Source organism: Auritidibacter ignavus, assembly GCF_029853775.1.
GTDB lineage: Bacteria > Actinomycetota > Actinomycetes > Actinomycetales > Micrococcaceae > Auritidibacter > Auritidibacter ignavus.
The window spans coordinates 172,554-191,559 of record NZ_CP122564.1; the positions used below are offsets into that span (position 1 = coordinate 172,554).

A 19,006-nucleotide genomic window follows, 5' to 3' on the forward strand; every position below is an offset into this window, starting at 1 on the left:
CGAGCTCGGAGGAATATGACCGGCAAGCCCGCTGTACAAGAACTCAAAGTCGCTTTGTTAGGTGGCGGCACCGTCGGGTCACAGGTAGCCCGCATTTTGGTAGAAGACTCTGAGCTGATGACCGAACGGGTAGGTGTGTCGCTACGGTTGACCGGCGTGGCGGTGCGCAACCCCGAAGCCGAACGCGACTACCAGCTACCAGCCGAGTGCTACACCACCGATGCCAAGTCCCTGGTACGTGATGCCGACATCGTCATTGAACTCATGGGTGGCATCGCCCCGGCTCGCGACCTTATCCTCACGGCATTCGACTCCGGTGCCTCGGTAGTCACCGGTAACAAAGCATTATTGGCTACCCACGGGCACGAGCTCTATCAAGCAGCCGCCGATGCCGGAGTACAGCTGTCTTTTGAAGCCTCAGTGGCTGGGGCCATCCCCATTTTGCGTCCGGTGCGTGACTCGTTATCTGGCGACCGTATCACCCGCATCATGGGAATCGTCAACGGCACCACGAACTACATCATGGACCAGATGGATAGTACCGGTGCGAACTTCTACGACGCCTTGGCCGAGGCGCAACGGCTCGGTTATGCCGAAGCAGACCCCACCGCAGACGTGGGTGGCGCCGACGCCGCAGCTAAAGCCGCGGTCCTGGCTCACCTGGCTTTTAGTACCCCGTTCACCCTGGAACAGGTCTACTGCCAGGGAATGACCAACATTACTGACCGCGATCACCAGATGGCCGCGGAAGCCGGTTATGTGATCAAGATGTTGGCGATTATCGAACTGGTGCAGACCGCCGATGACCAAGAACCCGGTGTGGTCTTGCGGGTTCACCCCACCTTGCTGCCACGTGTGCACCCGCTGGCCACGGTGCGCGGGGCCTACAACGCAGTATTCGTGGAAGCAGAGAACGCTGGCGAGCTGATGTTCTACGGACCCGGTGCCGGGGGAGCCCCCACTGCCTCGGCCGTGATGGGCGATACGGTCTCTATTGCCCGTCGCATTCTGCGCGGTGGACCCGGCCGACCACACACCACCACGGGGCGTCTGAAAGCACTCGGCGTGGGCGATTCCATCACCCGCTACATGGTGGTACTGCGGACCGCGGATGTTCCCGGTGTGCTGTCTCAAGTCGCTGGCGTCTTTGCCGAGCGTGGGTTGTCCATTAAATCCATGAACCAGTCCCCAGATGAGGAGGCTGCCGCCGTGGGCAAACAGCGTGCCTTACTGCGGTTCATCACTCACCAGGCCCGGGAATCCGATCTGTCGCAGACGGTCAGTGCCGTTGAAGAACTCGACGTTGTTGACGCTGTCTTGGCCACGATGCGGGTGGAAGGTGACTAGTCCCATGGGTAGCGCAACTCCTGCTACGCAACGCCCCCCGGACCGGGTACCGGCCGGTATCACCGTTAGGGTTTCGGTCCCTGCCACCTCGGCGAATCTCGGCCCCGGTTTCGATGCCGCCGGTCTGGCGGTACAACTGTTCGACGAAGTTGAGATCATCTCGACTGAGGCCGGGTACTGCGTGGAGATCACCGGCTATGGCCAGGACTACTTGCCCACCGATTCCCGGCACTTGATAATCTCTACCATCCGTGAGTTGCTGGCCTCGATCGGCTGGACAGTACCCGGGTTGAAGGTCCGGGCGATCAATCGCATCCCGCATTCTCGTGGGCTCGGCTCGTCAGCAGCCGCTCACGTGGCGGCTGTTCTCGGGGCGCAGGGGCTTCTGCCCCGACACGCCCAGCGTACCCACGACGAGCTGTTGCAGTGGGCCGCGGAGCTAGAAGGCCACCCTGACAACGTGGCTCCGGCCCTGTTTGGTGGGCTGACCCTGTCCTGGTCAACCCATGCCCAGTTCCATACTGCTCGGTTCGAACCGGCCCCAGAATTGACTCCCGTGGTGGCCATTCCGGACAAACCGGTGGCCACTGCCACGGCTCGCGAACTTCTTCCTGAGGCCGTGCCTCACGCTGAAGCGGCTGCAAATGCTGCCAGCGCCGCGCTGTTAGCTCCAGCGATCACGACCGACCCCAGTCTGCTCTATGTCGCCACACGCGATTACCTGCACCAGGAATATCGATTCGCGGCAATGCCACATACCCTTAACGTGGTCCGTGTGATGCGCGCCCACGGCTTCGCTGCGGTCGTATCTGGTGCCGGTCCGACCGTGATGGTGTTGACTGCCTGCCCGGAGGAAGCCCGACGAGCTTACGCGGCGCTGGAAGAGACGGTAGCGCCCCAGCGTCGACACTGGGATCTCCACATTCTGGCAGTAAATCTCGAAGGTGCTAAACTGGAGATAGTCCGCCCGTGATGGGTTGCCGTGACACGACAGTCTGTGTCGACGGATTGCGTAGCCCATGACACAATACGGTTCGCGGATTTCTCCTCAACCGAGGGCTCTTTGTTCAGTGCATGAAAACGGCCGAACGAGTCATGTCATGGTCACTGTGCAATACCACTGCGATGGCATTCGCCGTGGCGACTGTCCTGCGTGCGGAGCACGTGCACAGAATGGCTACGACGCGGTCGCTAGACAAGAGTCCTGGCTGTCGGTGTAATCCAGAATTGAAGATGTCTGGGCACCGAGCATATTGAGGCGCTAAAGGCTCATAGACCAACGCAAAAAAGATGCGGACGAACACACAGTTCCCGCCTGACGAGGGAGAAGGATTACCTTCGTGACCGAAACCATCGATACCCAATCCCAGCAAGACTCCAACACTGCTGGGAACGCTAACGGTTTAGCTTCTCTGAAATTGGCCCAACTCCAGGCTCTCGCTTCCCAATTAGGCATCACGGGCGGCTCCCGGATGCGCAAGGCCGCTCTGGTCGAAGCGATCTCTGAGCACCAACGTGGGGGAGTGGCTGCTCCGAGCACTCAGCCACGTTCCAAGGACGACCAGACCGAACAGTCCGGCGACCAGACGCAGGAATCACCGGAGAAGGGCTCGTCCGAGGGCGCCGAGGGGCCCGCACAGCATGAGGACTCGGAGCACGCGGAGAACAAAGACTCACAACGCCGGCCGAGACGCTCACGGTCCCGGCGCGCTAACGCAACAGCGGGTGACCCTACCCACGGTGACACCTCTTCCGAGGAGCCCTCGACAGATCAGTCCGATGCGTCGGAGCAGTCCGACGAGTCTGACCAGTCAGGCCGGCGCGAGCGCACACACCGTCGCGGGAACAATCGCGATGACGACGAGAAGCGTCAGGACCGCAAAGACGGCGACGACCGCGATTCCTCCGAGGACGACGGCGAAGACCGGGACCGGAAGAAGGGCCAGCGTCACCAGCGTGAGGACCGGGACCAGAGCTCGGACCAGGATGACAACAACGGTGATGATTCTCAGAACAATCGCCAACGTCGTTCTCGGAACCGGGACCGCAATAACCGCAATAAGCGCAAGAACAACAATGATCGTCGCCAGCAAAACCGCGATGAGCAGCAAGACGTGCGTGACGATGAGGTCTTGCTTCCCATTGCCGGTATCTTGGACGTTCTCGACAACTACGCCTTCGTCAGGACCTCGGGATATTTGCCGGGCCCGAAGGACATCTATGTCTCGCTGTCGTTTGTGAAGAAATACGGCTTGCGCAAAGGTGACGCTGTACGCGGTGCGATTCGCCAGCCCGGCCAGGATAACGACCAGCAGCACCACGGCGGTGGTCGTGGCGGACGGGGTAAGCACAAGAACCGTCAGAAGTTCAATGCACTGGTCAGGATCGACTACGTGAATGGTCAGCCCGCCGTGGAGAACCCGGAGCGCGTTGAGTTCAACAAGCTCGTTCCGCTGTACCCGAACGAGCGGTTGCGGCTGGAGACCGATCCGAAGAAGATCGGCCCGCGTATCGTAGACCTGGTAGCTCCGATCGGTAAGGGCCAGCGCGGTTTGATTGTGTCTCCGCCCAAGGCCGGCAAGACTGTGATGCTGCAATCGATTGCCAACGCCATTAAGGAAAACAATCCCGATGTGAAGCTGATGATGGTGCTGGTGGATGAACGTCCCGAAGAAGTTACCGACATGGAACGCTCGATTGATGGCGAAGTCATCGCCTCGACCTTCGATCGTCCTGCCGACGACCACACCACCGTCGCTGAATTAGCGATCGAACGGGCCAAGCGCATGGTGGAGCTGGGCAAAGACGTGGTGGTGCTGTTGGACTCGATGACTCGTCTGGGTCGCGCCTACAACCTGGCCACCCCGGCATCCGGACGCATCCTGTCCGGTGGTGTGGACTCAGCTGCGCTTTACCCGCCGAAGAAGTTCTTCGGGGCTGCCCGCAATATTGAAAACGGTGGTTCGCTGACCATTTTGGCCACTGCCCTGGTAGAAACCGGCTCGCGGATGGACGAAGTGATCTTCGAAGAATTCAAGGGCACCGGCAATATGGAACTGCGTCTCTCGCGCGAGCTGTCTGAGCGCCGGATCTTCCCGGCTGTGGATGTCAGTGCTTCGGGTACTCGCCGCGAAGAGAACCTCCTCTCGCCGGAAGAGATCAAGATTATGTGGAAGCTACGCCGCGTGCTGTCTGGTTTGGAAACCCAGCAGGCGCTCGAGTTGCTCACCAATAAGATCAAAGAAACAGGGTCCAACGCAGAGTTCCTCATGTTGGTCTCTAAGACTACTCTGGGCGGCAAGTCCGACTCTTAGCGATTTTTTCAAGCCACCGCCCGCACAGCGCAGTGAACCGACTGACCTTTTCGGTTGTGTGCTGTCGGCGGTGGCTTGAGTGTGTCCCTGCCCGTCCACAGTCATCTGTTCAACAGAAAGTTCATCATGTTTGAATCCGTGCAGCACCTGCTGGAAGAACACCAAGAGGTCACCGAGGCCCTGGCAGACCCGGATGTGCACTCCGACCCTGGGAAATCCCGGAAGCTGGGCCGGCGATATGCCGAACTTAACGGAATTGTGGGCGCTTATCGCACCTGGTCGACGTTGCAAGACGATCTCTGCGATGCTCAAGAACTGGCAGCGGAGGACGAAGACTTTGCCGCTGAGGTCCCGATCTTACAAGAGCAGGTCGATACCGCGGCCGAACGTCTGCGCCGACTGCTGATCCCGCGTGACCCCGATGACGCCCGTGACGTGATTTTGGAGATTAAAGGCGGTGAAGGCGGTGAAGAAGCCGCACTGTTTGCGGCTGACCTGACCCGTATGTACATCAAGTACGCCGAACATAAGGGGTGGAAAACCGAGATCATCTCCGCGACCGAATCGGATCTCGGCGGGTATAAAGACGTTCACCTGGGGGTACGCGGTAACTCCAACGATCCAGCCGAAGGCGTCTTTGCACACCTGAAGTTTGAAGGCGGAGTCCACCGTGTGCAACGTGTGCCGGTCACCGAATCCCAGGGCCGGATTCACACCTCCGCTGCCGGTGTGCTGGTGTTCCCCGAGGTTGATGAGCCCGAAGAGATTGAGATCAACCAGAACGATCTGAAGATCGATGTGTATCGTTCCTCCGGTCCGGGTGGTCAGTCTGTGAATACCACAGATTCGGCCGTACGTATCACCCACCTGCCCACCGGCATCGTGGTCTCGATGCAAAACGAGAAGTCTCAAATCCAAAACCGTGAAGCTGCCATGCGCGTGTTGCGCTCCCGGCTGCTGGCCTACCAGCAAGAAGAACTGGCTGCGGCAGAAGCCGAGACCCGGGCTTCCCAGGTGCGAACTATGGACCGCTCGGAGCGGATTCGGACCTACAACTTCCCCGAGAACCGCATCGCCGATCACCGGACCGGTTATAAAGCCAATAACCTCGACAAGGTCCTCGAAGGTGATCTGGGGCCCGTCGTGCAGTCCTGCATCGATATGGATGAGGCCGAGCGACTTGAAGCGCTGGGCGAGCACGAAGGCTAGGATCCTGGTACATGTCGGACCAGCAGCATGACGGCTTTACGTTGCGTGAGACCCTGCACCACACACAGGCGTGCTTAGCTCAAGCTGGTATCGACCAAGCGGTAGCCGAAGCACGCTTGTTGCTCGCGCACGTCTTAGGGCTTGAACTCTCAGACGTAGCCAAGGCCAGCTTGCTGGGAGATCGGATCACCGGCGAGCAGTACCAACGACTCACGAGCTTGGTCGATCGCAGGATCCAGCGTGTGCCCCTGCAACACCTCACCGGGGCTCAGAGCTTTTACGGAGTCAGCCTGCGGGTGGGGCCGGGTGTATTTATCCCGCGTCCGGAAACCGAGGCGCTGGTGGAGCTGGCCCAGCAACTGCTGACCACACGCGACGGGGATTTAACCGTGCTGGATTTGTGTAGCGGATCGGGCGCGATCGCGGTGGCCCTGGAACATCACTGGAACCAACAGACTCCGCAGCACAGGGAGCATTCGACGCACAAGCTGCAGGTGATCGCCGTGGAAAAGGACCCGGTGGCTGTTCGGTATTTGCAGACCAACACCCACGCCACGAACATCACCACCGTGTGCGCTGATGCCACGGATGTCAACGCCCTGCTCATCGCGCACCCCGGGCTTCGCGAATGGATCGGCCACGTCGATCTGGTGGTAGCTAACCCGCCATATGTGCCCGAAGCCCACGCGGTCGTCCAGCCCGAAGCCGCAGCCGATCCACCGATCGCCCTCTACGGGGGCAACGCCGATGGCACTGCCATTCCGCTGGCCGTGGCCACAACAGCAGCTCAGTTTCTGGCCCCCGGCGGTTGGTTGGTGATGGAACACGACGCATCACACGCAGACCGCCTCCGGCAGTTGGCCTCCGAGCAAGGGATGTGGCAGACGGTAACAACCCTGTCCGACTACAACGACCGCCCCCGATTCCTCAAAGCCCACCGGGTCGATTCCAAGACTCACCCGTGCAGCGACCGGGGGCGACAGAAATAATGCGAGAATAGCAACGTGAGTACTCGATACGACGCCCAAGATCCGGCACAACGCTCAGCAGGCATTGCCGATGCGGTGGAGGCCATCAGAGACCGCCAATGCATCGTGCTACCGACCGATACCGTCTACGGCATTGGAGCTGACGCATTCTCGGCTCAAGCGGTCGCGGTCCTGCTCGCTGCCAAGGGACGATCGCGGGCCACCCCGCCCCCGGTGCTCATGGCACATCCCCGCGTATTGGATGCATTGGCTGATGACATTCCGAACCAGGCTCGTGCGCTGGCCGATGCTTTCTGGCCCGGAGCACTCACCCTGATACTGAACGCTCAACCCTCGCTAACCTGGGATCTGGGCGAAACCCACGGTACCGTGGGACTGCGCGTTCCGGACGACGAGCTAGCTCGCGATATTTTAGAACAAACCGGCCCGATGGCCGTGTCATCAGCTAATCGCCATGGCCAGCCCGCCGCCACCTCAGCGATTATGGCCCAAGAAGCGCTCGGGGAATCCGTTGCGGTCTACCTCGATGGGGGAGATCGCCAAACCCAAGCGCCCTCGACCATTGTGGACTGCACCATGAGCCCCCTGCGCCTGATCCGGGCTGGCGCCATTAGCATTGACACGTTGCGTGAGGTGGTGGAGGACCTCCTCGATGTGGGTGAGAGCGCACCTGATGCCCCTGACGATACAACGCAAGGCTAATGCGCTGAGAATCCATGAAGGTCTATTTACTGCTACTTCTCGTCACGGCGGCGCTCAGCTTCGTGTTGACCCCACTCGTCCGGCTGATCGGCATTAAAGTCCGGGCGTACACTCCCGCGCGGAAACGTGATATGCACCGCGATCCCATTCCGAAACTCGGCGGTGTCGCCATGGCTGTGGCGGTGATCATTACGCTAGGTGTAGCTGGAACTATCCCTTTCCTCGATGCCATCTTCGCCGATCCGGCCCCCGTGCGCGGTGTGTTACTGGCGATTCTTGTGATTGTGATGTTTGGTGTCGCTGACGACCTGTGGGACCTGCACTGGTCGCTGAAACTGCTCGGTCAAATCCTGGCCGGGCTGTCCCTGGGACTGAACAGCATCAAAGTTGAGGCCATGCCGGTGGGCTGGATTCACGTCGAGAGCGAAGGCCTGCAAATCGCCCTCACTGTCTTCGCGGTGGTCCTGACCGTTAACGCCTTCAACTTCGTCGATGGTCTCGACGGCTTGGCGGCCGGGGTCGCGCTGATTGGTGGCTCCGTTTTTTTCATCTATAGCTACGTACTGACTCGCACGATCAACGCCTATGACTATTCCAACCTCGCCACCTTGTTGATGGCCGTCTTGTTAGGTGCCTGTGTTGGGTTCCTTCCCTTTAATTTCAATCCCGCCCGCATCTTCATGGGAGAGGTCGGCGCCCAACTCATCGGATTGCTGATGGCTGCCGCCGCGGTGGCCGTCACCGCCGATGTGGGAGCGCTGGAAGGCTTTCGGTTCCGCAACGTACCTGCCTACATGCCTATCATGTTGCCACTGGCCGTACTGGTGCTACCGTTGCTCGATCTGCTCATGGCCGTGGTACGTCGCACCGCCCGACGCAGTAGTCCTTTCTCCGCAGACCGCGGCCATATCCACCACAAGCTGGTCGATGGTGGTTACACCCATCGCCAAGCCGTGCTGTTGCTGTATTTGTGGACCTTCGTGGTCGCCTACGGCACGGTGTCTCTGACCTTTTTCGAGCCCTGGATCGTTATGCTGATTACTAGCCTGGCCCTGGCGGTCACGATGTGGTTGACATTTCGGCCCTGGATCTTGCGCCGCGCCTACTATCGTCGGTTGAATCAAATACGACAAGCCCACCGAGCCCAACACCAACGGGAGCAACACCACGATGCAACAGACCACCGTCCGTCGACGTAACCGCTTGGTCAATCGCCACGGTTGGTGGGGAATCTTCTTTCATGCCAGCTGGGTCACGTTGCTCGCTGTCCTCGGAGCCGGGGTGCTGTTTGGCGGTCTGGATGGCATCTACGGGTGGTGGTCGGCCATCCTGGCCGGGCTGATTGTCTGGGTGCTGTCTGCCGTGAGCGTCGTGGTGATTGCGGTGGTGTGGCAAAATCATCGCGATCTGGCCATTCCTCTGGCCATGGGTGCCTTCGTCGTCAAGATCATTGTCTGCGCGATCCTGCTCAGCGTGGTGCCGACTCCCGATTGGTTGGTGGCCACGCCCGCGGCCTTGACGGCCCTGGGCGCCATCCTGGTCTGGCAAATTACCGAAGTGCTGGTCTTTACGCGCACCCGAGAGCAGATCTACCACGACTGACGCGCCAGCTTTGACGAGCTCGGCTCACTGGGTCTGGCCCACCGGTTTCTGCTGACATCATGGCGCTCGGTGGCCTGCCTGCCGCGCACCATCAGGTATGAGATGAACCACATGCAGTGGGTGAGGGCCATCGCATGAGTGATGCCACGTCAGCACCGCCCGGCGCCGAGGTGCCTCCAGTCCTTTTGGGCGAGACCATGGGGGAGAAGTAGAACACTCGACCGTGGTCCCGGAAGTGATGACCAAGGCCGAACCGTTGAGCGGGGGTTGCTAAGTCGGGAAAAATCTGGGTTGATTCCCCGACCAGGTGTCCGTAACCCCACTCTCATTTGATAGGCTGTTCTACGGACTGCAACGGGGTAGCCGTTGCGATGACTGTGTCAGCGTCACCACACCGTCTTCATCACACCTTGGCTTGTGGTGATCTATGAGGAGAGGATTCGCGTGCTTCCACTCGTGCTTGCTACTTCCACTGTCGGAAGTGAATTTGTGCCTCCCACGATTGAGGATACGCACCTCCCGGAAATTATTCCGTGGATGGCCGAATACGGGACCGGCTTCGGCAAGCAGATGCTGATGATTCTCCTCTCGATTGTGCTGATCTGGGCCTTCTTCGGTCTGGCCATGCGCAAGCCCACCATTGTTCCGGGCAAGGCACAGTTCCTGGCCGAATCCGGTTATTCCTTCGTTCGCAACGGTATCGCGCGCGACATTATTGGCGAGAAGCACTTTAAGTCCTGGGTGCCGTTCCTTTTTGCGATCTTCTTCTTTGTTCTCTTCAATAACCTCTTTGGAGCGATCCCCTTCCTGCAGTTACCCAGCTTCTCTCACGCGGGTGCTGCCTATGCCTTGGCGTTGATCGTCTACGTCACCTGGATTGCGACCGGTGTGCGTCGCCACGGCCTCCCATACTTCAAGCTGGCTGTCGTCCCGGCCGGAGTTCCCGGCTGGATTCTTCCGGCCCTGGTCCCGCTGGAGATCATCTCCAACTTCATTGTCCGTCCGCTGACTCACTCGCTACGTCTGATGGCCGTGATGCTGTCGGGTCACATGATTGTGATGCTGGCCGGTTCCGGTGCTGAATATCTCATCACCGAAACTGGAAACCTCGCCCTGCAGGCTACCGGCGTGCTGGTCATCGTCGGTTCGGTGGCTCTGTACTTCCTAGAATTGCTGATGATGGTCTTGCAGGCATTCGTCTTTACCTTGCTGACCGCGATTTACGTCCAAGGTGCCATCGACGCGAACGAACACTAGCTTGCGGTATACCGTATGCACAGTGTACGGCGTGCCGAAAGGAAAATAACCCCATAGGTTTATCGTCCATCCGGGCGATCAGGTGAGAGAAACACCTTTCAAAAACTTCCTGGTACCGGTCAATCATCGGAGCCTGCCGGGAACCCTCACAACCTGCCGACAAAGGCATCTTGAAAGGAACACAATGGAACTGCATGGTTCATTGAACATGATTGGCTACGGTCTGGCCGCTATCGGCTCCGCCATTGGTGTGGGTCTGATCTTCGCCGCTTACATCAACGGCGTTGCCCGCCAGCCCGAATCTCAGCGTATCCTGCAGCCGATCGCGCTGCTGGGCTTCGCTCTGGCTGAAGCCCTTGCGATTCTGGCACTGGTCTTCGCCTTCGTGATCGGCGCGTAGCCGTCAAACCATCCCGACCGGTCGCGAGTCAACCGGTCACTAATGTCAAGAACGTACACCAAAGGATGGTTTTCACATGAACGGTATGAATGTGATCATCGCGGCGGCTGAAGGTGCAAACCCGCTAATTCCCAACTGGTGGGAAGTCATCGTCACCTCAGCCGGCTTCTTGGTGCTGATGTTCGTCGTCGTCAAGTTCATCGCTCCGGCGCTGGAGTCCTCCTACACTAAGCGAGTTGATGAAATTGAAGGCGGTCTGGAACGGGCCGAGAAAGCTCAAGCTGAAGCCAACGCCATGATGGCTGACTATCAGCAGCAGCTCCAGGATGCTCGGGCCGAAGCACATCAGATCCGGGAAGACGCCCGTGAAGAAGCAGCACAGATTGTTTCGGAATCCCGCACCCGTGCCAGCGAAGAGGCAGCACGGATTAACGAACAAGCATCAGTACAGATTGCTGCCGAGCGTCAACAGGCTGTGACGTCGTTGCGCGCCGAGGTCGGTACTCTGGCAACCAGCCTGGCCTCCAAGATTGTCGGCGAGGCCCTGGACGATGATGCACGCTCGCAGCGGGTTGTCGACAGGTTCCTGGAGGACCTGGAGAACAACGAAGCTGCCCAAGGATCGACCACGAGTGCAGGTGCAACTGAGTGATGTCTCTAGCATCGAGTGATTCATTGGCCAATATCAGTCCCGAGCTAGAGAGTTTTCTCACCAGCAACGGACTGGACACCGCCCGCGAGCTGTTTGTCGCGCTTCGGGTGATTGATCAGCAGGGAGCGCTGCGGCGTAGCCTGGCTGACCCTACCGCAGAATCCACCAAACGACAGGGCCTCGTGGAGCGTATCTTCAGCGATCACGTCGGCGCGAACGCGTTAGGTGTGCTGCGATTGCTGGTCGGACAGCGCTGGTCGAAAGAACGCGAACTCGGCGATGCAATCGAGACCGCAGCGGCACAAGCCTCGGCTACCTCCGCCGAAGGCGAGGGCCTTGCCGGACTGCAACAGCTCACCGAACAGCTGTTGGGTTTCGACCAGCTGATTCAAGAATCCCACGAGGTGCAGTGGGCTTTGTCGGATCAGCAGGCACCAGCCAGTGCACGTGGCGATCTTGCCGTGAAACTGGTGGGTGTCAACGCCCGGGAAGAGACCAAAGCCTTGGTCCGCCAAGCGGTAGAAGCTCCTCGCGGTGCCAAGCCAGCTGCGGTGGTTCGTCACTTCGCTAACGTAGTGGCAACCCGGCAACGTCGATGGATCGCCGATGTCACGGTGGCAAAACCACTACAGCAGTCTCAGCAGGATCGTCTCGCGCGGGGTCTGTCCGCAGCCTTTGGCCGCGAGCTGACTCTCAACGTTGAGGTTGATCCACAGCTGGTCGGTGGTATTCGTGTTCAGGTTGGCGATGAGGTCGTGGACTCCTCGATCTCGGCGCGACTGAACGATCTCAAGACAAAAATGGCCGGCTGAGACCGGCACTCGACAAGATTGACAACCTGAGGTTGCCGCTAGCAGAGCAACCAGAGATGAAGAGAGCAGGGACTGCAGATGGCCGACTTGACCATCAACGCTGATGACGTCCGCAATGCCCTCAGCGAGTTCGCTGAGTCGTATGAACCTTCCGACACCGAGCGTGTTGAAGTCGGCTACGTCATTTCAGCTGCTGACGGAATTGCCCGCGTGGAGGGCTTGCCCTCCGCGATGGCCAACGAGCTACTACGTTTTGAAAACGGTGTGATGGGCCTGGCCCAGAACCTGGACCCCCGCGAAATCGGTGCGGTGGTGCTGGGTGAATTCCAGGGCATTGAAGAAGGTATGGAAGTACGTCGGACCGGCGAGGTGCTCTCGGTTCCCGTCGGCGACAACTTCCTCGGTCGTGTGGTGGACCCGCTGGGTAACGCGATCGATAACCTCGGTGAGATCACCGCGGAGACCACTCGTCCGCTGGAAGCTCAGGCTCCCGGTGTGACCGAGCGTAAATCGGTGGAAGAGCCCCTTCAGACCGGTATGAAAGCTATTGACGCGATGATCCCGATTGGCCGTGGCCAGCGTCAGCTGATCATTGGCGACCGTCAGACCGGTAAGACCGCGATTGCCGTGGACACCATCCTGAACCAGAAGGCCAACTGGGAGTCTGGTGACCCCACCAAACAGGTCCGTTGCATCTACGTAGCCGTGGGCCAGAAGGCCTCCACCATTGCCTCGGTTCGCCAGACCCTTGAAGAGCACGGCGCACTGGAATACACCACGATCGTGGCCTCCCCGGCATCCGACCCGGCAGGTATTAAGTACCTGGCCCCATACGCCGGTTCCGCTATTGGTCAGCACTGGATGTACAACGGCAAGCACGTGCTGATTATCTTTGATGACCTCACCAAGCAGGCCGATGCTTACCGTGCGGTCTCGTTGCTGTTGCGTCGTCCTCCGGGACGTGAAGCGTACCCCGGTGACGTGTTCTACTTGCACTCCCGGTTGCTGGAACGTTGTGCCAAGGTCTCCGATGAACTTGGTGGCGGGTCCATGACCGGCCTGCCGATTGTGGAAACTAAAGCGAACGACGTTTCCGCGTTCATTCCGACCAACGTCATCTCCATTACCGACGGCCAGATCTTCTTGCAGTCTGATCTGTTCAACGCTAACCAGCGTCCAGCTGTTGATGTGGGCATCTCGGTGTCGCGCGTGGGTGGTTCCGCTCAGACCAAGGCACTGAAGAAGGTCTCGGGCACCTTGAAACTGGACTTGGCTCAGTATCGCGACATGGAAGCTTTTTCGATGTTCGCTTCCGACCTGGACCCGGCAACCCGTCGCCAGCTGGCCCGTGGCGCCCGCCTGATGGAGTTGCTCAAGCAGCCGCAGTACACTCCCTACCCGGTGGAGGACCAGGTTGTTTCGATCTGGGCCGGCTCGCAGGGCCACTTGGACGAGGTGCCGGTCGAGGACGTGTCGCGCTTTGAGCGTGAGTTCATCGATCACATGCGTCGCCAGACCTCAGTTCCCGCACAGATCGCCGAAACCGGCAAGCTGTCCGACGAGATTGTCGATACGCTGAAGACCGAGGTGGAGAGCTTCAAAAAGAACTTCCTCGCTCAGGGCAACGACTCCCAGGTGCAGCCGGGTCACGAGGAACACGAGGCCATGGCCGATGAGAGCATCTCGCAGGAAAAGATCGTCAAGCAGAAGCGCTGAACAGCTAGCTAGTCACCTGGTCTGATCCAGACCCTCCTGCTAGTTAGCCAGAAAGGACAAGCATGTCAGCATCTGACATTCGGGTGTATCGCCAAAAGATCGCCTCGACAGGTTCCATGCGCAAAATCTTCAACGCGATGGAGCTGATCGCTACCTCGCGTATTGGTAAAGCGCGTGAGCGCGTGGCTGCTTCGACTCCGTACGCTAATGCCATTACTCGTGCGGTATCTGCGGTGAGCTCTCAGCAGGACATCGATCACGTGCTGACCTCCGAGGTGGAAAATCCCACCCGGTCGGCAGTACTGATCATGGCCGCTGACCGCGGTATGGCCGGTGCTTATTCGGCCAACGTACTACGGCACGCCGAGGAACTGCTAGAGCGGTTGAAGTCCGAGAACAAAGAAGCCGATCTTTACCTGATCGGCCGAAAGGCTCAGGCCTACTTCGATTTCCGTCGTCGCGAATACAAAAAGCTCTGGACCGGTAACACCGACAACCCAGAATTTTCCACCGCCAAAGAGGTGGGCGAAACTCTCGTTGATGCCTTCCTGACCGATACCGATCAAGGTGGTGTTGACGAGATCCACGTCGTGTTCACCGAGTTCAGGTCGCTGGTCTCCCAGGTCCCGACGGTCGTGCGGTTGTTGCCGCTGGAAGTTGTGGAAGAAGAGGTCACCGAAGAAACTGAGCTGTTGCCACTGTACGAGTACGAGCCCGATCCTGAGCAGGTGTTGGACGCGTTGTTGCCCAAGTACATCGAGTCTCGCATTTTTTCGGCCATGCTCCAGGCTTCGGCTTCCGAGCTGGCGTCGCGTCAGCGGGCTATGAAGTCGGCTGGTGACAACGCCACGGATTTGATCCGCGAGTACACGTTGGAAATGAACAATGCACGCCAGGCTTCCATTACTCAGGAACTCACCGAGCTGATCGCCGGTGCAGACGCTCTGGGCTAAGTTCGAACCCGAAAAACCTAAACTCCATCCACCAGTGAAGTGAGAGAAATGACTGCCACCATTAATGACACTGCAACAGGCCAGCAGGCCGGCGCGGTGGGGCGCGTTGCTCGAGTAACCGGTCCGGTGATCGATGCTGAATTCCCAGCTGACGCTATGCCGGAGATCTACAACGCCCTCACCGCCGAGATTACGATTGACGGCAAGACCCAAACTGTGACCTTCGAAGTTGCCCAGCACCTAGGTGAGAACCTGGTGCGCGCTATTTCGATGCAGTCCACGGACGGTCTGGTTCGTGGCGCCGAGGTGAAGGACACCGGAGCTGCGATCTCGGTTCCGGTTGGCGACGTCGTCAAAGGACATATCTTCAACGTGCTCGGCGAGTCGCTGGATGTGCCGGCCTCCGAACTTCAGGTAACCGAGCGCTGGCCGATCCACCGCCAAGCTCCGCCGATTGCAGACCTTGAGGGTTCGACCGAAATGCTGGAAACCGGCATTAAGGTCATTGACCTGCTGACCCCCTATATCAAGGGTGGAAAGATTGGCCTGTTCGGCGGTGCCGGTGTGGGTAAGACCGTGCTGATCCAGGAAATGATTACCCGTGTGGCGCGCAACTTCGGTGGTACCTCGGTGTTCGCCGGTGTGGGTGAGCGTACACGTGAGGGTAACGATCTCTGGGTTGAAATGGACGAGGCCGACGTGCTCAAAGATACCGCTCTGGTCTTCGGCCAGATGGATGAGCCACCGGGAACCCGTCTGCGCGTGGCCTTGACCGGTCTGACGATGGCAGAGTACTTCCGCGATGTGCAGAAGCAGGACGTGCTGTTGTTCATCGACAACATCTTCCGTTTCTCCCAGGCTGGTTCCGAGGTCTCCACGTTGCTGGGTCGTATGCCCTCTGCGGTGGGTTACCAGCCGAACCTGGCAGATGAAATGGGTGTGCTGCAGGAGCGGATTACCTCCACCCGCGGTCACTCCATTACCTCGATGCAGGCGGTCTACGTTCCCGCAGACGACTACACCGACCCGGCTCCCGCTAACGTGTTCGCCCACCTGGATGCGACCACCAACTTGACTCGTGATCTGGCCTCCCGTGGTCTGTACCCGGCGGTGGACCCGCTGGCCTCGACCTCACGTATTCTGGACCCGCAGTATGTCGGTCAGGATCACTACGAGGTTGCCAACCGCGTGAAGCAGATTCTGCAGAAGAACAAGGAACTGCAGGACATCATCGCGATTCTAGGTATCGACGAGTTGTCTGAAGAAGATCGCGTCACCGTGATGCGTGCGCGGAAGATCGAGCAGTTCCTGTCGCAGAACACCTACACGGCGAAGCAGTTCACCGGTGTTGACGGTTCCACCGTGGCCATCAAGGACACCATCGAAGGCTTCAAGGCGATCTGCGATGGCGACCTGGACCACATCGCTGAACAGGCCTTCTATAACGTCGGTGGCTTGGACGATGTGGAACGTGAGTGGGCCAAGATTCAGAAGGAAAACTAATCCATGGCTGACGAGAATATTCTCAACGTCGAAATCGTCGCTGAGGACCACCAGGTGTGGTCGGGGCAGGCACGGTCTGTCTCGGCTCGCACCATTGACGGTGAGGTCGGGATCCTTCCCGGCCACACCCCGATGCTGGCGGTGCTGGGTGATGGTGAAGTCGTTGTGGAGACCGCCGACGGGTCTGCAGTGGTGGCAGAGGCATCCGGGGGGTTCTTCTCTGTTCACGAAAATCGCGTCACCTTGGCTGCCACGCAGGCGCGCCTGCACGAGTCACAACCGAGTGCCTAACTCCACAACGCAGAAGAACATTCAGCTCAGTGAGGTGCCTTGGCCGATAGCGTAGGGACGATCGGGCTGGTGCTGGCCTGGGTTTTCGCCCTGGTGATAGCAATCAGCCTGGTGTTATTAGGGATCATCGCCTGGCGGCGACGAACCCTGCTGAAAACACCCGGTACCTTCCCGGCCAAGGCGCTCACTGCCGTTGGGGGCGAGAAGCTGGCGACGGCCCGAGGCGTGGTGGTCTCGTACCATGAGTCCAGCGTGGAAGTACTGGCGGTGTGGTCCATCTCGCCCCTACCGTATTTTATTTTTCGGTGGCTCGCCACGTCTTGGAACTACACCGTGACACCAGTGACCACCGCACCGGTTCAGATGTTCGCCTGGAACTACTGGACCTAGACTCTGGAGCCCGGATAACGCTGGCGCTCTCGGCTGATCACTGCGCTGAGCTGACGACCTGGCACGAATCCGGGCCAGCTGTTGGAATCGGTCACTGGCGTGAGGCCCCCGAGCGCGTCCAGCGTCGCAGGTATTTCTAAACATACCTTGTCCGTCCCGAGCCTGTGGCCGGCGTTGGGCACGCTTTAGAGCCGACACGCGGCAGCGGTCAGCTCTGCGTCCGGAATCCCTCCGGCCCGTCTGAGGCGTTGAAGCTGTTCGGGAACATCGCAGGCTCCCGAGGCCAACGTGTTGCGCCCGGCGACGGTCGCAAGATTGCGGTGGGGATCGCGGGAAAGCATAATCGGCCCCATATGATAGCCCGTTGTTTCCGCGAGGGTGTGACCACCAGCGGGAAAGGTTGCCGCTGAGGCATCTGAAACCAATGTGATGGCATCAGCAAACAGTTCAAAGCACCATTGCACGGCGCGCGGATGAACGTGATGGGTATCGGCGATGAGTTCCACGATGGCCTCCCCGCCGGTCGCGAGCCGATAGATAGCCGGCAGAAGACCGGGGTCGCGATGGTGGAACCTCGGCATCGCGTTGAACAGGTGCGTGATACGCACCGGTGCGTGCAGCTTGTCTGTGATCCGCTCACAAGCGGTCACAAACTCCCGCTCCGAACAGGCCGTGTGCCCAAGACTCGGCGAAATTCCCATGGCCAGCAGACGGTCGATCACTTCTTGGGCGCCGGGAAGCTCGGGAGCAATTGTCATGACGGTCACCGGCCGGTGAGCACGCTGCTGAATCACCTCGAGCTGATTCAGCAGTTCGCGGGCCTCGGGCTGGTCACCGGTCAATAGCAACGCCGACGGATGCGCTCCGGCTGCTGCAGGGCTGAGAAAAGGTCCTTCGAGATGAAGACCGGCTAGCTGTTGACGGTCAACCAGGGGGGAGAGCTGGACTACCCGGCGGAGCAGTGCCTGCGGGGCCATGGTGGGTAATGTTGCGATGATATGCCGGGTTCCGCGGTCGTTCAGGTGTTGGATGCAGTCCAGAACGCGCTCGAGCGGAGAGGTCGCAAAATCCACGCCCGCAAAGCCGTGAATATGGCCGTCAGCCACTCCGTGCCGAGCTGATTCGTGCTGAGAGGTGGCGTTAGAAAAGGCGGGATTCGGCATCGTCGACGCCTCGCATTGCGTCGTAGTCGAGAGTGACACAGCGGAAGCCACGGTCTTCGGCCAGCACCCGAGCCTGCGGTTTGATCAGTTGGGCAGCAAAGACGCCTTCGACCGGGGCCAAGAGTGGGTCACGGTTGAGTAGCTCCACATACCGGGTAAGTTGTTCCACACCGTCTATATCTCCCCGGCGTTTCAGCTCCACGGCCACGGTGGTTCCGTGGGGGGATTTCGCGACAATATCGATCGGTCCAATGGCTGTCATATACTCGCGCCGGACCAGTGTGTGTCCCGGGCCTAAGGTGTCGATCTGTTCGGCCAGCAGGCGTTGCAAATCGGCCTCGACCCCGTCTTTTTCCAAGCCCGGGTCGTGGCCTAATTCGTAGGTGTGGTCATCGAGGACCTCGTAGAGGTGGATCAGGAGCCGGTCGTCGGACTTAGTTGACTGCACCGTCCAGATCTGTTGGATGCCTTCTTCTCGTTGCGTGTTGTTGACCGGGGTCGGGCGGAGTGTTGCTGGGGGAGACATCCAATTGAGCGGTTTATAGCTTCCCGCGTCAGAATGGACGAGGACGGAACCGTCGGCTTTGAGCATCAGCACACGTTTAGCCCGGGGCAGATAGGCACGGAGCCGACCCTGGTAGATCACGGAGCATTCGGCAATTACTAAGCGCACGCAGGCCAGTGTACCGCGGGGCCACCACCTGCA

19 protein-coding genes are annotated in these 19,006 nt (G+C 59.5%); 17 read left to right on the forward strand and 2 right to left on the reverse strand.

What is annotated here, in order from left to right:
* Positions 1 to 15 precede the first annotated feature (15 nt).
* The 17 genes from QDX22_RS00740 (at position 16) to QDX22_RS00820 (ending at position 17,137) form a co-directional block, all read left to right on the forward strand.
* The gene (locus QDX22_RS00740; RefSeq protein WP_110098656.1) at positions 16 to 1,347 is read left to right on the forward strand and encodes a homoserine dehydrogenase; all 1,332 of its coding nucleotides are present in this window, start codon (positions 16 to 18) and stop codon (positions 1,345 to 1,347) included.
* Between the two features lie 4 nt (positions 1,348 to 1,351).
* Positions 1,352 to 2,320, forward strand: coding sequence for a homoserine kinase (gene thrB, locus QDX22_RS00745; RefSeq protein ID WP_110098657.1), 969 nt, complete (start codon positions 1,352 to 1,354; stop codon positions 2,318 to 2,320).
* Between the two features lie 367 nt (positions 2,321 to 2,687).
* Positions 2,688 to 4,661 (forward strand): transcription termination factor Rho, encoded by a 1,974-nt coding sequence (rho, locus tag QDX22_RS00750; protein ID WP_110100288.1) that lies wholly within the window; start codon positions 2,688 to 2,690, stop codon positions 4,659 to 4,661.
* Positions 4,662 to 4,787: 126 nt separating this feature from the next.
* Complete coding sequence (gene prfA / locus QDX22_RS00755) at positions 4,788 to 5,870, forward strand: peptide chain release factor 1 (protein ID WP_110098659.1); 1,083 nt, start codon at positions 4,788 to 4,790, stop codon at positions 5,868 to 5,870.
* Between the two features lie 11 nt (positions 5,871 to 5,881).
* On the forward strand, positions 5,882 to 6,859 hold the full coding sequence (prmC, locus tag QDX22_RS00760) for a peptide chain release factor N(5)-glutamine methyltransferase (RefSeq protein WP_110098660.1): 978 nt from the start codon (positions 5,882 to 5,884) through the stop codon (positions 6,857 to 6,859).
* A 15-nt stretch (positions 6,860 to 6,874) separates the two neighbouring features.
* Positions 6,875 to 7,561, forward strand: a complete 687-nt coding sequence (locus QDX22_RS00765; RefSeq protein ID WP_110098661.1) for an L-threonylcarbamoyladenylate synthase — start codon at positions 6,875 to 6,877, stop codon at positions 7,559 to 7,561.
* Positions 7,562 to 7,575: 14 nt separating this feature from the next.
* Positions 7,576 to 8,760 carry an MraY family glycosyltransferase gene (locus QDX22_RS00770; protein WP_110098662.1) on the forward strand — a complete coding sequence of 395 codons (1,185 nt, stop codon included), beginning with the start codon at positions 7,576 to 7,578 and terminating at the stop codon, positions 8,758 to 8,760.
* A complete protein-coding gene (locus QDX22_RS00775; protein ID WP_110098663.1) occupies positions 8,732 to 9,163 on the forward strand; it encodes a hypothetical protein in 432 nt (143 codons plus the stop codon). Before QDX22_RS00770 ends, QDX22_RS00775 begins: the two co-directional genes overlap by 29 nt.
* Positions 9,164 to 9,607: 444 nt before the next feature.
* On the forward strand, positions 9,608 to 10,420 hold the full coding sequence (gene atpB / locus QDX22_RS00780) for a F0F1 ATP synthase subunit A (RefSeq protein WP_110098664.1): 813 nt from the start codon (positions 9,608 to 9,610) through the stop codon (positions 10,418 to 10,420).
* A gap of 184 nt (positions 10,421 to 10,604) precedes the next feature.
* On the forward strand, positions 10,605 to 10,820 hold the full coding sequence (locus QDX22_RS00785; RefSeq protein WP_110098665.1) for a F0F1 ATP synthase subunit C: 216 nt from the start codon (positions 10,605 to 10,607) through the stop codon (positions 10,818 to 10,820).
* A gap of 76 nt (positions 10,821 to 10,896) precedes the next feature.
* Complete coding sequence (locus QDX22_RS00790) at positions 10,897 to 11,472, forward strand: F0F1 ATP synthase subunit B (protein WP_110098666.1); 576 nt, start codon at positions 10,897 to 10,899, stop codon at positions 11,470 to 11,472.
* A complete protein-coding gene (locus QDX22_RS00795) occupies positions 11,472 to 12,284 on the forward strand; it encodes a F0F1 ATP synthase subunit delta (RefSeq protein ID WP_279717908.1) in 813 nt (270 codons plus the stop codon). Before QDX22_RS00790 ends, QDX22_RS00795 begins: the two co-directional genes overlap by 1 nt.
* A 78-nt stretch (positions 12,285 to 12,362) precedes the next feature.
* Entirely contained in the window at positions 12,363 to 14,000 is a 1,638-nt protein-coding gene (atpA, locus tag QDX22_RS00800) for a F0F1 ATP synthase subunit alpha (RefSeq protein WP_110100289.1), read from the forward strand.
* 62 nt (positions 14,001 to 14,062) lie between these two features.
* The gene (locus QDX22_RS00805; protein ID WP_110098669.1) at positions 14,063 to 14,953 is read left to right on the forward strand and encodes a F0F1 ATP synthase subunit gamma; all 891 of its coding nucleotides are present in this window, start codon (positions 14,063 to 14,065) and stop codon (positions 14,951 to 14,953) included.
* A 48-nt stretch (positions 14,954 to 15,001) separates the two neighbouring features.
* Positions 15,002 to 16,456 carry a F0F1 ATP synthase subunit beta gene (gene atpD, locus QDX22_RS00810; protein WP_110100290.1) on the forward strand — a complete coding sequence of 485 codons (1,455 nt, stop codon included), beginning with the start codon at positions 15,002 to 15,004 and terminating at the stop codon, positions 16,454 to 16,456.
* 3 nt (positions 16,457 to 16,459) lie between these two features.
* On the forward strand, positions 16,460 to 16,747 hold the full coding sequence (locus QDX22_RS00815) for a F0F1 ATP synthase subunit epsilon (RefSeq protein ID WP_110098671.1): 288 nt from the start codon (positions 16,460 to 16,462) through the stop codon (positions 16,745 to 16,747).
* Between the two features lie 39 nt (positions 16,748 to 16,786).
* Positions 16,787 to 17,137, forward strand: a complete 351-nt coding sequence (locus tag QDX22_RS00820) for a hypothetical protein (RefSeq protein WP_110100291.1) — start codon at positions 16,787 to 16,789, stop codon at positions 17,135 to 17,137.
* Between the two features lie 185 nt (positions 17,138 to 17,322).
* Here the strand turns inward: QDX22_RS00820 and QDX22_RS00825 are convergent, their stop codons facing one another.
* Both QDX22_RS00825 and nucS read right to left on the reverse strand, forming a co-directional pair.
* On the reverse strand, positions 17,323 to 18,300 hold the full coding sequence (locus tag QDX22_RS00825; RefSeq protein ID WP_110100292.1) for a hypothetical protein: 978 nt from the start codon (positions 18,298 to 18,300) through the stop codon (positions 17,323 to 17,325).
* Positions 18,278 to 18,973: an endonuclease NucS gene (gene nucS / locus QDX22_RS00830; RefSeq protein ID WP_279717909.1), complete on the reverse strand. Its 696-nt coding sequence runs from the start codon at positions 18,971 to 18,973 to the stop codon at positions 18,278 to 18,280. The genes QDX22_RS00825 and nucS overlap by 23 nt, the downstream gene beginning before the upstream one ends.
* Positions 18,974 to 19,006 lie beyond the last annotated feature (33 nt).